The organism is Rhizobium sp. BK196 (assembly GCF_014193255.1).
Taxonomy (GTDB): domain Bacteria; phylum Pseudomonadota; class Alphaproteobacteria; order Rhizobiales; family Rhizobiaceae; genus Rhizobium.
Window position 1 is genome coordinate 106,300 of the sequence record NZ_JACHZB010000001.1, and the last position, 12,649, is coordinate 118,948.

The 12,649-nt window shown below is 60.9% G+C and carries 15 protein-coding genes; 7 read left to right on the top strand and 8 right to left on the bottom strand.

The window, feature by feature from the left end; all coding sequences use genetic code 11:
- Window positions 1–9 precede the first annotated feature (9 nt).
- Both FHT78_RS00570 and FHT78_RS00575 read right to left on the bottom strand, forming a co-directional pair.
- On the bottom strand, window positions 10–843 hold the full coding sequence (locus FHT78_RS00570) for a universal stress protein (protein ID WP_183739063.1): 834 nt from the start codon (window positions 841–843) through the stop codon (window positions 10–12).
- 92 nt (window positions 844–935) lie between these two features.
- On the bottom strand, window positions 936–1,349 hold the full coding sequence (locus FHT78_RS00575) for a hypothetical protein (RefSeq protein ID WP_183739066.1): 414 nt from the start codon (window positions 1,347–1,349) through the stop codon (window positions 936–938).
- Window positions 1,350–1,593: 244 nt separating this feature from the next.
- Here FHT78_RS00575 and FHT78_RS00580 point away from each other — a divergent pair, with 244 nt between their 5' ends.
- Window positions 1,594–2,220: a cysteine hydrolase gene (locus FHT78_RS00580; protein ID WP_183739069.1), complete on the top strand. Its 627-nt coding sequence runs from the start codon at window positions 1,594–1,596 to the stop codon at window positions 2,218–2,220.
- Window positions 2,221–2,239: 19 nt separating this feature from the next.
- Here FHT78_RS00580 and FHT78_RS00585 read toward each other — a convergent pair whose 3' ends face one another.
- From FHT78_RS00585 to FHT78_RS00595, 3 genes are all read right to left on the bottom strand, one after another.
- Window positions 2,240–4,234 carry an ABC transporter ATP-binding protein/permease gene (locus FHT78_RS00585; protein WP_183739072.1) on the bottom strand — a complete coding sequence of 665 codons (1,995 nt, stop codon included), beginning with the start codon at window positions 4,232–4,234 and terminating at the stop codon, window positions 2,240–2,242.
- 134 nt (window positions 4,235–4,368) lie between these two features.
- The gene (locus tag FHT78_RS00590; protein WP_183739075.1) at window positions 4,369–4,722 is read right to left on the bottom strand and encodes an antibiotic biosynthesis monooxygenase; all 354 of its coding nucleotides are present in this window, start codon (window positions 4,720–4,722) and stop codon (window positions 4,369–4,371) included.
- A gap of 99 nt (window positions 4,723–4,821) precedes the next feature.
- On the bottom strand, window positions 4,822–5,763 hold the full coding sequence (locus FHT78_RS00595; protein ID WP_183739078.1) for a LysR family transcriptional regulator: 942 nt from the start codon (window positions 5,761–5,763) through the stop codon (window positions 4,822–4,824).
- A 128-nt stretch (window positions 5,764–5,891) separates the two neighbouring features.
- On the opposite strand from FHT78_RS00595, the gene FHT78_RS00600 reads away from it, so the two are divergent.
- The 5 genes from FHT78_RS00600 to FHT78_RS00620 all read left to right on the top strand — a co-directional run bounded on the left by FHT78_RS00600 (window position 5,892) and on the right by FHT78_RS00620 (window position 9,841).
- Entirely contained in the window at window positions 5,892–6,371 is a 480-nt protein-coding gene (locus FHT78_RS00600; RefSeq protein ID WP_183739080.1) for a carboxymuconolactone decarboxylase family protein, read from the top strand.
- Window positions 6,372–6,428: 57 nt separating this feature from the next.
- Complete coding sequence (locus FHT78_RS00605) at window positions 6,429–7,373, top strand: MBL fold metallo-hydrolase (RefSeq protein ID WP_183739083.1); 945 nt, start codon at window positions 6,429–6,431, stop codon at window positions 7,371–7,373.
- Window positions 7,374–7,533: 160 nt separating this feature from the next.
- Window positions 7,534–8,286, top strand: coding sequence for an SDR family oxidoreductase (locus tag FHT78_RS00610; RefSeq protein WP_183739086.1), 753 nt, complete (start codon window positions 7,534–7,536; stop codon window positions 8,284–8,286).
- 62 nt (window positions 8,287–8,348) lie between these two features.
- Window positions 8,349–8,765, top strand: coding sequence for a cupin domain-containing protein (locus FHT78_RS00615; protein WP_183739089.1), 417 nt, complete (start codon window positions 8,349–8,351; stop codon window positions 8,763–8,765).
- Between the two features lie 74 nt (window positions 8,766–8,839).
- On the top strand, window positions 8,840–9,841 hold the full coding sequence (locus tag FHT78_RS00620; protein WP_183739091.1) for a mechanosensitive ion channel family protein: 1,002 nt from the start codon (window positions 8,840–8,842) through the stop codon (window positions 9,839–9,841).
- 7 nt (window positions 9,842–9,848) lie between these two features.
- On the opposite strand, the gene FHT78_RS00625 is transcribed toward FHT78_RS00620, so the two are convergent.
- From FHT78_RS00625 to FHT78_RS00635, 3 genes are all read right to left on the bottom strand, one after another.
- Window positions 9,849–10,337, bottom strand: coding sequence for an Rrf2 family transcriptional regulator (locus FHT78_RS00625; protein ID WP_183739094.1), 489 nt, complete (start codon window positions 10,335–10,337; stop codon window positions 9,849–9,851).
- Window positions 10,338–10,487: 150 nt separating this feature from the next.
- A complete protein-coding gene (locus tag FHT78_RS00630) occupies window positions 10,488–11,396 on the bottom strand; it encodes a sigma-70 family RNA polymerase sigma factor (protein WP_183739097.1) in 909 nt (302 codons plus the stop codon).
- Entirely contained in the window at window positions 11,393–12,136 is a 744-nt protein-coding gene (locus FHT78_RS00635; RefSeq protein WP_183739100.1) for an SDR family NAD(P)-dependent oxidoreductase, read from the bottom strand. The genes FHT78_RS00630 and FHT78_RS00635 overlap by 4 nt, the downstream gene beginning before the upstream one ends.
- 79 nt (window positions 12,137–12,215) lie before the next feature.
- Here FHT78_RS00635 and FHT78_RS00640 point away from each other — a divergent pair, with 79 nt between their 5' ends.
- Entirely contained in the window at window positions 12,216–12,632 is a 417-nt protein-coding gene (locus FHT78_RS00640) for a hypothetical protein (RefSeq protein WP_183739103.1), read from the top strand.
- The last annotated feature ends 17 nt before the right edge of the window (window positions 12,633–12,649 follow it).

A 12,649-nucleotide genomic window follows, 5' to 3' on the forward strand; every position in this document is an offset into this window, starting at 1 on the left:
GCGCAGGGCTCAGTGGGCGAGGAACAAGGGCAGCTGGCAAGCCTCGATCATCCTTCGGGTCACGCCGCCGAACAGGCTCTGTTGCCATCTCGGATGGTTGTAGGCCCCCATGACGATCAGATCCGCGCCCATATCCATCGCGTGCCTGGTGATGATCTCGTCCGCGCTCTTGCCTTCGCTCGAAAGGCGATCGACCTGGACCTTGACGCCGTGGCGGGCAAGGAAAGCTGCGATATCGGCGCCCGGTTCTTCGCCGTTCACGCCCATGCGCGCCATCGGATCGACCATGGTAACATGAACGACCTCCGCCTTTTCCAGGAGGTCGAGCGACTGGTGGGCGGCCCGCGCTGCCTCATTGCTGGAATCCCAGGCCAACACGACGGCTCTTGGCGATGTGGTTATCCCATGTCGCCCGCGGTTGATCAGGATCGGCGTCGGAGCCTGGAAAAGCGCGCCGTCGAAGATCCGCTTTCTAAGACCCGTATCCTCGGCCGCATCGGATCCCAGAAGCACGAGATCGGCATACAGCGCCCGTTCCGCGATATCCTGGTCGGCCCAGGCAGATTCCGTGTAAAGATCCTGTACCTCGGACGAGAGGTCGTTGCGTGAAAGCACATCCTTGATTTTCAAAGCCGTCGCGGCAAGTTCGTCGATCTCCCGCTGCCTCTCATCCAGCCAGATGGTCGAGACGGCATTGTATTCTCCGAACGACGGGGCCGCGCCGATGGAAACGACGAGCGCGGTCAGATGTGCCCCATGGGCGGCGCAGAAGCTCGTCGCGCTTTTTAGATCCTGCTCGTATCTGTTGCTTTTGAGGATGCTCAGAACTGTTGTGATGGCCATGATGGCTGCCCTCCGTGATGGATATCACGATGGTAGCAATCCGGCTCGATACGGTCTTTGATATCAGTCAACAACGATCAGGCGCGCTTCTCCTAGCAGCTCGGACGCACCTGTGCGGACGTGTCCGATCCGGGAAGCCCCGCCGACGCGCCGGTTCCGATCATGCCGTTGCAATCGGGCGTGCCGGTGCCCATGCCATTGCCCGTGCCGGACAGCCCGCGTACGGCCGGATTCGTCGTGTTGGGATTGGGCAGGACGTTGACGGTGTTGCCGCCGCCGGTTCCGTTCGGCGATATCGTAGTGCCCGTGCCCGTACCGGTGCCGGAACCCGTGCCTGTGCTGCCGGATGTGCCGGAGCCGATGATACTGCCGCCCGAAGTACCGCCAACACTGCCTGTGCCACTTCCGGCACCGCCTGCGCCGCCGCCGACGCCCGATGACTGCGCCATTGCTGACGTGGCGAGACCGACAGAAAGGACGGATGCCGTGATGAGCTTCAGAAGCATGAGAAACCTCCGTTTTGCTTCATGGGTCATCAGGCAGAACCTGAGGCTCGGCGCGAGGTTCCCCCTCATCACGATAAGTTTTGATTTCCTCGATACCGCATGGGTTGCCTCGGCGGGATTCCGGTCGACCCTTCGGTAGGATCGGCTGACTACGGCAATCGGATCGCGCAACCATTGGGTCGCTGTTCAAACGAACAGCCATGTCTTACTAAGAACAGTGACCATTGTCAGGGACATCTAGCCGATGACGATACCCACGACACTTGCAGACTGGCTTTCTCCCGATCGCGCCGCATTGTTGGTCTACGATATGCAGATCGGCATCGCCCGGCAGGCCCCGGGAGCGGAAGAGACGAGCCGTCGCATCGCTGATATCGTTGCGGCCGCCAGGCGCGCCGGGATGAGAATTGCCTTCTGCCGCCACCTTTCCCTGCCGAAGCCGTGGATGGGGCTGTTTGCGACGCGCATGGCGATGGCATGGCAACGCACCGATGATCCCGAAACTGTAAAGCCCTGGTTCCTGCGCGGCAGCGAAGCGGTTGAGATCGTTCCCGAACTCTATCCGCAGGAGCAGGATTTCGTGTTCGACAAGCTTGGCATGTCGGCCTTCGAGGGAACGCCGCTCGAATTTGCCATGCGGGATGCCGGCCTTTCGGCATTGGCGATCTGCGGAATTGCGATGGAGATCGGCATCGAGCCGACCTGCCGCCATGCCGCCGACCTCGGCATCGTCCCGATCCTGATCGAAGACGCATGCGGATATGGAGACGCGGAAGCCGCCAGACGTTCCGTCGAGTCCCTGCGCTTCATGGGCGACACGATCCTGTCGAATACGCAGGAATTCCTGTCGACCGTCGCTCGTCCGCAGTAGCGGCTCGGAGATAGCGCCTTTAGCCCTTCTTCCGGGGCACCGCCTTGCCCGAATTCGTGCCGCCGGCCGGCCGGCTGTCCAGAAAGCGCGAGAGCATGTTGCGTTTTCTCTTGCGCGGCATGAGATCGATGTCGCTCACGAGCTTCGCGCCGCCCTCGCGCCGCTCCAGGGTGATCTTGCGGCTGTGGAACACTTCGAGCTCGGCGCGATGCGCCACACTGACGATGGTGACCTTGGGCAATTCCTCGATCACCATCTCCATCATCCTGTCCTGGCTCTTCTCGTCGAGCGCCGAAGTTGCCTCGTCGAGCACGATGATGTCGGGGTTGTGGAGCAGCAGACGCGCGAAGGCGAGCCGCTGTTTTTCGCCGCCCGACAGGATCTGGTCCCACGGCGCCTCTTCCTCGAGCTTCTCGTTCAGATATTCGAGCCCCACCTTCTGAAGGGCCGCCTTGATCTCGTCCAGTGGCCAGCCGTCCGCGGCATTGGGATAGGCGACGGCGCGGCGCAGCGTACCCGAGGGGATATAAGGCCGCTGCGGCAGCATGAACAACCGCCTGTCGGGATGGAAATCGACGCTGCCGTGACCCCACGGCCAGAGACCGGAAATGGCGCGCACCAGCGTGCTCTTGCCCGAGCCGGACTCGCCCGCCACCAGCACCCGCTCGCCGGGTTCGATTTCGACCTGCGTTTCCTTAACAACGGCGGTGCCATCGTCCAGCGACACGGAGAGATCGTTGAGGCTCAGGATCGCCTCGCTCTCTGTTTCACCATGCTGGATGCGCCCCAGCGCATCGCTCTGCTCGGCCCGTTCCAGCCCGTCGAGCGACATCATCAGCGAAGCGACGCGCCGCGCACAGGCATTCCAGTCGGCAAGTCGCGGGTAGTTGTCGACAAGCCAACCGAAGGCGGTCTGGACGATGGCGAAGGCTGACGCAGCCTGCATCACCTCACCCAGCGTCATGTTGCCTTCGAGAAATTTCGGCGCGCAGAGCAGCACCGGCACGACGGGCGCAATCAGCATCGATCCATGCGAGACGAAGGTCGTGCGCATATATTGGTGGGACAGCTTCGCCCATTGGCGGAGCACATTGGTAAAAGTCTTGTCGAGGTCGTTGCGCTCTTCCTCCTCGCCGCCGAGAAGCGCGATACTCTCGCCGTTTTCGCGCACATGCGTCAGCGTATAGCGAAACTCGGCTTCCACCTGGTTCTTGACCTCGGAGACCTGGACGAAATGCCGTCCGATCACCGCAATCGTCGTCGAGGTGATGAGCGCGTAGAGCACAGCCGTCACGACGAGAAAGCCCGGAATGGTAATGGACATCCCGCCGATCGGCAGCGTCAGGGCGCCGCCAATCGTCCAGAGAACCACAATGAAGGTCGAAGCCGAGAGAAAGGCCGAGATGACGCCGGCGATGAAATCGACGGGCGATTCCGTGGCGATGCGCAGATCCTCGGAAATACGCGCCTCCGGGTTCTTATGATCGCCGCCGATGAGGTTCAGCTGATAGTAGCGGCCGTTTGCCAGCCAGCGCGCAATCAGCGCGGTCGCAAGCCACCGGCGCCAGTGTCGCTGGATCATCATGCGGACATAGACCTGGCTGGTGACGAGGACGACACTGCCCGCCACGAGCGGCAGGAAGATCGCACTCAGATAATAGACGGTGCCGGCATCGTGCCGCTCGATGGCGTCGAATATGCCGCGGTTCCACCTGTTGATCCCGTACTGAAAGCCGACATTCATGCCGATCATGATCAACAGCCCGATCGTGCAGGGCCAGGCAAAACCATCGCCCTTGCGGCTCCAGTAGCCCCGCGCACTGATCCAGAATCGCTTCAGCAGATATTTCTTGCGCGCCCGCTCGGCCTCCTCCGGCGTCAGGTCCGGATCGGGCTCGATAACATCTGGCGGCGGCGCGACCTCGACGGTCGATGCCTTCCCCCGGGGTGTCTCCTCGGCACCATCAGGCTTGGCGCCGTCGACCGATGTCGGCTTCAATTTTGCGTCGGTCATGCCAGCGGAAACGGATTACCAACCGAAAGGTTTCACGAGGGGGCCAAGCTTGGTGCTTGCCGGAAATTAATGTCGGGGAGAACCCGACCCAACGACACAATCCGCACGCGAAAATCCGCCATTCGGCGCTTCCATCATGTGGCACTCCCCGTCCGATGGCTCTCGCTGTCAAAACCGTAAGCTCGTTGCACAAGAGCGACGCGAACCTCGTATTTCGAGTACCAGTCTTGGCGACCTCGCCGCTGTGCTTCGACATGATCGATGACGCTCTTCCATGCGCGGATACTGTCTTCATCCTTCCAGTATGAGATCAGTATTCCGAAGCCATCTGCACCGCGAGCGCTTTCGAAGCCGAGATATCCCGGCTGTTGACTGGCAAGTTTGGTCATTGCGTAACCAATCTCGCCATAACCATCGTCCAGACTTGTACGCTGCGAGGTGAAGCTGACCATATAATATGGTGGTTCTGGCAGGGCGGCTATCTGCATGTGATTTCCTCTGTTTTCGACGCAGAAGCTACTTGGGCGATCCATCTTCCGTCAATTTCGGCGGGACCGCTAGCTCTGCTTCGGGTAGAAGGCGGCGTCTTATGCTTTCCCCGCAAGGCAGCGTTCGTTTGGCCCCGAAGCGGATGACGAAGCCATGAACGGATCTTCCCGCATCGCCGCAACGAGATATTCGATGACGGTTCTCACGCGAAGCGGCATGTTGCGCCTGGACGAGTGGACCAGATTGATCGGCAGGCGGGCCGGCGGGAAGTCGGGCAGCAGATTGATCAGTCGCCCGGCGCCAATGTCCGGTGCGGCCAGGATATGCGAGAGGATAGCGATGCCGGCGCCAGCAAGCGCGGCGCGGTGCACGGCAACGGCATTGTTGACGACGAAACGCGGCGCGACCCGCACCGCGACTTGATCGGACCCATTGGAAAAGAGCCACGAACGGTCATCGCCGCCCCGTCTGTAGCAGATGCAGTCATGGTGACTGAGATCTTCGATCGTCTGGGGAGGAGCTCTTTTTTCCAGATAGGCCGATGACGCGACGAGAAAGGCCGTCGTCCAGCCGATCCTGCGGCATATCAAGCTGGCGTCGGAGACGGGGCCAAGGCGCACTTCGAGGTCGATGCCTTCTCCAATCAGATCGGATGGCTCTTCGCGAAATAACAGTTCGACGGAAAGTTCCGGGTGGCGGTCGAGAAGGGCTGCGAGCCGATCGCTCATATAAAGCCCCAACGGTGTAGGCAGGGAGAGGCGTACCTTGCCAGATGCGGTTCCCACCTGACCAGCAGAGTCGCCGAGCGCTTCCACAGCTTCGATAACCCTGAGAGCCATCGGGATCATCCGTTCGCCTTCGGCCGTGAGCGCCAATGCGGTGGTTGAACGGTGCAGAAGACGTGTGTCGAGTTGGGCCTCCAGTGCCGAAACCTGCCGGGAAACCGCAGGCTGCGTCAACTTGAGATCGATTGCGGCAGCAGAAAACGAGCCTGTCTCTGCAACTCGCAGGAATGTCCGCAACGCGCAAACGATGTCCATTACCGTCTCCTTCGTTCTCGACATAAGCCTTATGTCCGGCACTTGGGTCGGAAGGTCTTTACCCCCGACGAATTACAGATATTATCCATCCTCAAGGATGTCAAATATCCTTAATTCGGAGAGGAACCATGACCCAGCGCCTGAACTACGCCCAGAAATCGCCGGAGCTCCTGAAGAAGCTTTCGGAACTCAGTATGGCCTTGAAGGACAGCGCCATCGAACAAAAGATCCAGGATCTCGTGCAAATCCGCGCATCACAGATCAACGGCTGCGCCTTCTGTCTCGACATGCATGTCAAGGAAGCCAAGATCCACGGAGAGAGCGAACTCAGGCTCTATCATGTCGCCATCTGGCGGGAATCGAACCTTTTCATCCCGCGTGAGCGCGCGGCCCTCGCCTGGACCGAAGCGGTGACGAAACTGCCGGAAGGCGGCATTCCGGATGAGCTCTATGAGCGCGTGCGTGGTCAGCTTTCCGAGAAGGAAATCTCAGACCTTACCTTCTCGATCATGGTCATCAACGCCTGGAACCGCGCCAGCGTCGCCTTCAAGTCAGTCCCCGGTTCGGCGGACAAGCTCTATGGCCTCGACAAGGCCGGCCTCAACTAAGCCCTTCCTGCTGACGACCCATCGAACGACGCGCGCCGCAAAGGCGGACGCGAATGAATGCATCTTTTGACACAGGAGATAAATATGACCCTGCAGAACACTTCTCATCCCGCTAAATCTGGCCCCGAAGAGTTGGTCCCGTCGCGCTACGCGGTGAAGATCGGCGAGATCGACGTGATTGTCGTGAGCGACGGCGTGCTGCCGTTGCCAACCAAGATGCTGGGTTACAATGCCGACCCGACCGAGCACGCGGCCTGGCTGAACGACATGTTCCTGCCACCGGACGCCTTTGACTGGGCGCTGAACGCGGTCGTTGTCCGTAGCGGCGAACAGACCATACTTATCGACGCTGGGCTGGGATTGGACCCGGCGTTGAACTTGCCGCGGGCCGGGCAGCTGATCAAGCGACTGGAGGCTGCCGGCATCGATCTTGGATCCGTGACAGATGTGGTGCTGACCCATATGCACATGGACCACGTTGGCGGGCTGATCGTCGACGGAGTGAAGGAGCGACTGCGTCCAGACCTGCGCATCCACGTGGCGGCTGCCGAGGTCAAGTTCTGGGAATCCCCCGATTTCACGCACGTAAACATGCCTCCCGGCTTCCCGGATGCGCTTCGGGCAGCCGCCAAGCGGTTCGCGGAAGATTACCGTAGCAATCTGCGGACGTTCGAAGACGAGCACGAGGTAGCTCCCGGCGTAGTCGTCTCTCGAACCGGTGGCCACACACCCGGCCATAGCGTGGTTCGCGTGGCGTCCGGCAAGGACCGGCTGATGTTCGCCGGCAATGCCGTCTTCGCCGTGGGGTTCGAGCACCCTGAATGGTACAACGGCTTCGAACATGACCCGGAAGAAGCGGCTCGCGTTCGTGTTCGCCTCTTGCGGGAGTTGGCGGAAACCGGCGAACTCCTGGTGGCCACCCACATGCCGTTCCCATCCGTCGGCCATGTGGCGGTCGACGGCGACCATTTTCGTTGGGTGCCGGTCTTCTGGGACTACTGAGAGCATAGCGGCTGGGGACAGAGCCGGGCGCGCAGCCTTGGGTCGCCCCGGTTCGGCCGACTAGGCTCGCGGCTTCTACAGGGCCGGCCTCTTCGGCAACAACCCACTGAAAGAATGAATGAACAACGCAGCGCACTGGGCGCCGCGAATGGAGAAGCTCATGAAAATCGTCATCATCGGCGGAACCGGCCTGATCGGCTCGAAGACAGCAGAACGCCTTCGCAGGCAAGGACACGAAGTCATTGCCGCCGCTCCGAACACCGGCGTCAATACGATCACGGGCGAAGGTCTCGCTGACGCCCTCTCTGGCGCCTCCGTCGTTATCGACCTCGCAAACTCGCCGTCCTTCGAGGACAAAGCCGTGCTCGAATTCTTCGAAACGTCGGGCCGCAATCTGATAGCGGCCGAAAAGGCCGCCGGCGTGAAACACCACATCGCCCTTTCCATCATCGGCGTCGATCGCCTGCCCGAGAGCGGCTACATGCGCGCCAAGGTCGCCCAGGAAAAGATCATCAGGGAATCCGGCATTCCCTACACGATCGTCCACTCGACGCAGTTCATGGAATTCCTGGCGGGCATTGCCCAATCCGGCACAGTCGGGAACATGGTGCATCTATCGCCGGCCTATGTGCAGCCAATAGCCTCCGACGATGTCGCCGACAACATGACCGCCGTTGCGAATGACGCGCCGATCGATGGCGTTGTCGAGATATCCGGTCCGGAGCGCTTCCGGCTGAACGAGCTTGTCGCCCGCTACCTGAAGGCGATGGGGGATACGCGCAAGGTCGAGGCAGATGCGGAAGCCCGCTATTTCGGCGCCAAGCTAAAAGACACCTCGCTCGTTTCCGACAACAATCCGCGCCTCGGCCGGATCACCTTCGAGCAGTGGTTCGCAACCTCTGCCCGGAAATGAATGGATAATGGTGTGACGCTCCGTGCGACGCACCGCCCAAATCTCAAGAAAGGAATTTCGAGATGATCAAGCCAATTCTCGCCCTTGCCATGACAGCCCTCTTGTCCACCACGGCCTCCGCCAGTGATGTGGGCGAGAAGAACGCCAAGGTTACGCTCGTTTACGAGCACGAATTGCCGAACGTTCCCGGCAAAAGCATGAAAGGGGTTCTGGTCGAATACGGTCCGGGCGGCTTCTCGGACGGCCACACACATCCGCAATCCGCCTTCATCTACGCGACCGTCCTCGAAGGCGCGATCCGCAGCCAGGTCAATGACGGGCCCGTCACGGTCTACAAGGCCGGCGAAAGTTTTTCGGAACTGCCCGGTGATCGTCACGGCGTCAGCGAAAATGCGAGCAAGACGGAACCGGCAAAGCTGCTCGCGGTCTTCGTGGTCGACACGGCCCAGCAGGAATTGACGTTTCCGATCAAGAAATAAGTGAACAGGCCGCGCACCCTGATCCGGTGCACGGCCATCCTTCGACGCGATCAACCCTATCGGTGAACCCCGCAATGTTTAGCGATGACCACTTCTTGCCGCTGCTTCTGATCAACATCCTGGGGATTGCGGGTATCATCGTATGGCACAGTCAGGGCAGAAGCCGTCAGACAGGCCGCCTGATCGCCCAGATTCTGTTCTTCGCCGGCATGAGTCTCGTGCTCTATATGGGGGGCATCGCTCCGCATAAGCCCGATGACGTCTACACGGAAGGTTTTGCCGCGCTGCTTTCCAAATCGGCCAGAATGCTCTGGTGGACCCATCTCGCGTGGACGATCATCGGCTTCATCCACATCTACGTCAGGCTCAATCACAAGCCGCGGGAAGCCCACCTCATCATGGACATAGCTGTCGCCATCATCTATCTCGGCGTGGCGCTGTCGGTCATGGGCTTCGTCTTCGGCATGCCGATCGCCACACTGGTGACGACTTCCGGCGTCGTCGCCGTTATCCTGGGCCTGGCGCTCCAGAATACGCTCGGCGACGTGTTTTCCGGCATCGCTCTGACGCTCGGCAAGGCCTATGCCATCGGTGACTGGGTTGAGCTAAGCAATGGCACCGCAGGTCGTGTCACCGAGACCAACTGGCGCTCCACCAACCTGCTGACCGGCGCGAATAACATCGCAGTACTGCCGAACAGCATGCTGGCGCGACAAGGCTTGACCAGTCTCAGCCGCCCTGACGAGACGCATCAGATCACGTTGTCTGTGCGCTTTGCCGCCGGGCAACGGCCGCGCGTCGTCGAAGACGTCATGCGGTCGGTGTTGCAAGGCAGTACCCTGATCGTCAAGGATCCGCCGCCAGCCGTTGCCCTGAAGACAATCGACGCGATCGCAATCGAGGTGGAACTGCAGTTCCGTGTCGCCAGTCTTGCCATGGGAATCTCCGCCAGGAACGAGCTCATTGAGCTTATCCATGACCAATGCGAGGCAAGCCGTCTTTCGCTGGCCATGCCCGCCGAAAGCCTCGTCTATGCGCCGACCGCAGAGCGGCGAGTCTTCCGCTCCGAGTGCTGAATCGAGCTCATCCCGCGCGCTTTAGAACCCAGTCGAAAGTATCCTTCCAGATGGCCGGAGGCGTTTCCCGCGACAGTATCTCTCCAAGATCCGCCAGCGTGACGCTGCGCAGTTTCTGGCGCCAGGCTTCGTCGGCCTCCCACATGATGCGAGCCACCGCGCAAGGGCTGCTGTCGCAATAGCCTTTAGGACGGCAAGGGTTGTTGGCGCGGATGTTGTCGCAGACAAAGGTCCGCGATTTGCCTTCCACCGCCTCCACTATCTCGAGAAAATTCAATTCCGCCGGCGGTCTTGCCAGGCGATAGCCGCCGGACGGGCCGAGGGTTGAATGAACGAGCCCGGCCTGAGACAGGCTCTGCAGTGCCTTGGATAGATATTCCTTTGGAAGCCCGTGCAGCTCGGCCAGCGCCTTGGTCGACAGATAGCGCCCTTCGGGCAGGCCAGCGAGAATAGCGCAGCAGTGCAGCGCCCATTCAACTTGGCTCTTTAAAATCATTGATCCGTTCCGAGATGGAGAAAATCAGCACATATTATGGATATTAAATATCCCTATATCTATCGTCTGTAAACATCGAGGGCGGAGCCCTCCAAGTCAGGGCATCTCATCGACGAAGGCCCCTAGCAAGTGCGCCACGATCAATGTCGGTCATCGCGATGCGGCCGGCATGACATCAGCACCTTCAATGACATAGGTCGCATAACGATGGTCGCGGATCAGGCTTATCTTTTGCCCTCGCCATTCGAGCAGCATGAAATAGGAAGGACCGTCAGGCGGTGCGTCTGATACCAGCAGTATTTCTCGGCCTTCCAGCAAGGCCGGTTCGATCCTGACTGGCGGATATTCGGCATAATAGGTGAAGAACCGGCCGACATCGGCAGCACCGGAGATTTCCGGCCGCCGCGCCTGACGAAGCCGGACATCGTCGGCCAGCAGGCGGCGCAAGGCGTCCCAGTCACGGGCGTTGAAGAGCGTTGCGAAGTTCAGGGCTTCGGGGCTCGGCGGCGGCGCGACCTCGGACCGAACGTCGGAGACGGCGCGCAACCTCGCCCGGCCGCGCGCCAGATGCGCCTTGACGGCATCGACGCTCAATTCTAGCAGCGCTGCGATATCCGCAAGCGACTCTCCGAGTACATCCTTGAGGATGACGGCGCTGCGTTGCGGCACCGGCAATTCTGCAAAATGGCTGAGCGCTATCAGCACCGTGTCCTGCCGGATCAGCGCGTCTTCGGGGCCGACGGCGCCGATATCGGCGAGATCGAAGGCCGTCTCAAGAGGTTCGGCCCGACGCGTGCTGCGCTGGCGCAGGGCATCGATGGCTCCGTTATGGACGATACGAAAGAGCCACGGTCGCAGCGGCGTGTCCGGCGGGATCGAGTCCGCCGTCGCAAAGACCCTGGCGAACGCATCCTGAATCACATCCTCGCCGTCGATGACAGAACCCACCAGACGGGCAGCATAGCGATGCAGTTCGGGGCGAAGCGCATCCGCTTCGCTCGCGAGCGCTGCCAGCAGAATCTTCCTCTTTGCGTCTTCGAGAGCAGCGTCTTCCGTCATTCGATGACCGTCACTCCCGTATCCCCGCGCACGCCGTAGACCATGGCCCCGGCGAGATCAGTCCTGCCGATCAGGTCGGCGACCATATCGCCAAAAGCCCGCGGCGTCATATCCGGCCAGGTCGCGGCCTGTTCGGCAAATGTCCGGCCCGCCTTCTGAGCATAGGCCGTAATGCCGGTATCGCCCACCCCCGTTCCGACGAACATCTGCCGGGGGACGATGACCCGGAAGCAAAGGCCGAGGCCGAGTTCGGCCGACAGCGCCTCGGCATATTTCGCAATGAACCACTGCGCGCGCTTGGCGCCCGCATAACCGCCCGAGAGCGGCGACCCCTGCACGGCAGCTCCGCTGGAGACCAGAACGACAAGCCCGCCCGGCGCCATCGGCAGGGTCAGGGCCGCCTGTACCCAGTGCAGCGCAGCCTTTACGTCGACATTCCAGTTGGTCGTGAATGCCTCCCAGCCGATCCGGTCGATCCGCTCCATCGGCGGTTCCGCACCGGCATTCATGATGACGACATCAGGTTGCGTCTCCTCCATGATCCGCCATGCCGCGTCGACATCGGTCGCATCGGCCGACAGGGCGGTGACGGCCCCTTGCTCGCCCGCCCCCTGCGCGGCATCAGCATTCCGGGCGACCACGGTGACTTGCGCTGCGCGCGCCACGAATGCTTCGGCGAGCCCCCTCCCCAGGCCTCGGCTCCCGCCGACGACCACAATTCGCTTTCCGTCCAGATCCATCTCTCAGTCCTCATTCGGGTCGGTTCAACCGTTCGACGACGGTCGCAATTACGACGTTCCAGCGAGGCAAAAAGAGTCATTGCCATCTGCGATTTCTGGCGGCCGGCGTTTAAAGATCTGGCTCGGCCGAAATTCGGCGGCGATCGATGTCGGCCTTGAACGGAAGCGGCCGTGGATTTCGCTCTCCCGAAACAACGGCATCCGTGAAGGCACGGATGATTGCGCGCAATTTTCTGATACTATACACTCGCGCGACTGCATTGAGAGCTTCCGTCCGGGGTTTATCATGCGAGGGGAACAACGATCCGATGGGGCATCTGCGGCACCCAGGCGCGACGATGACGACCAGATCGTCCCCATCGCCGGCTCCGCTTTTTCGTCTATCAAGCTGATCAAGAAAAACAGCACGCTCAAACCGTGCAATCGCCTGCTCTACGGCATGTGCTCCACGCATCCCGAAATCATCACCCCAGGCGGGGAAGCGTCTTCATCCTGATCCCTGCAGCCCCGCCG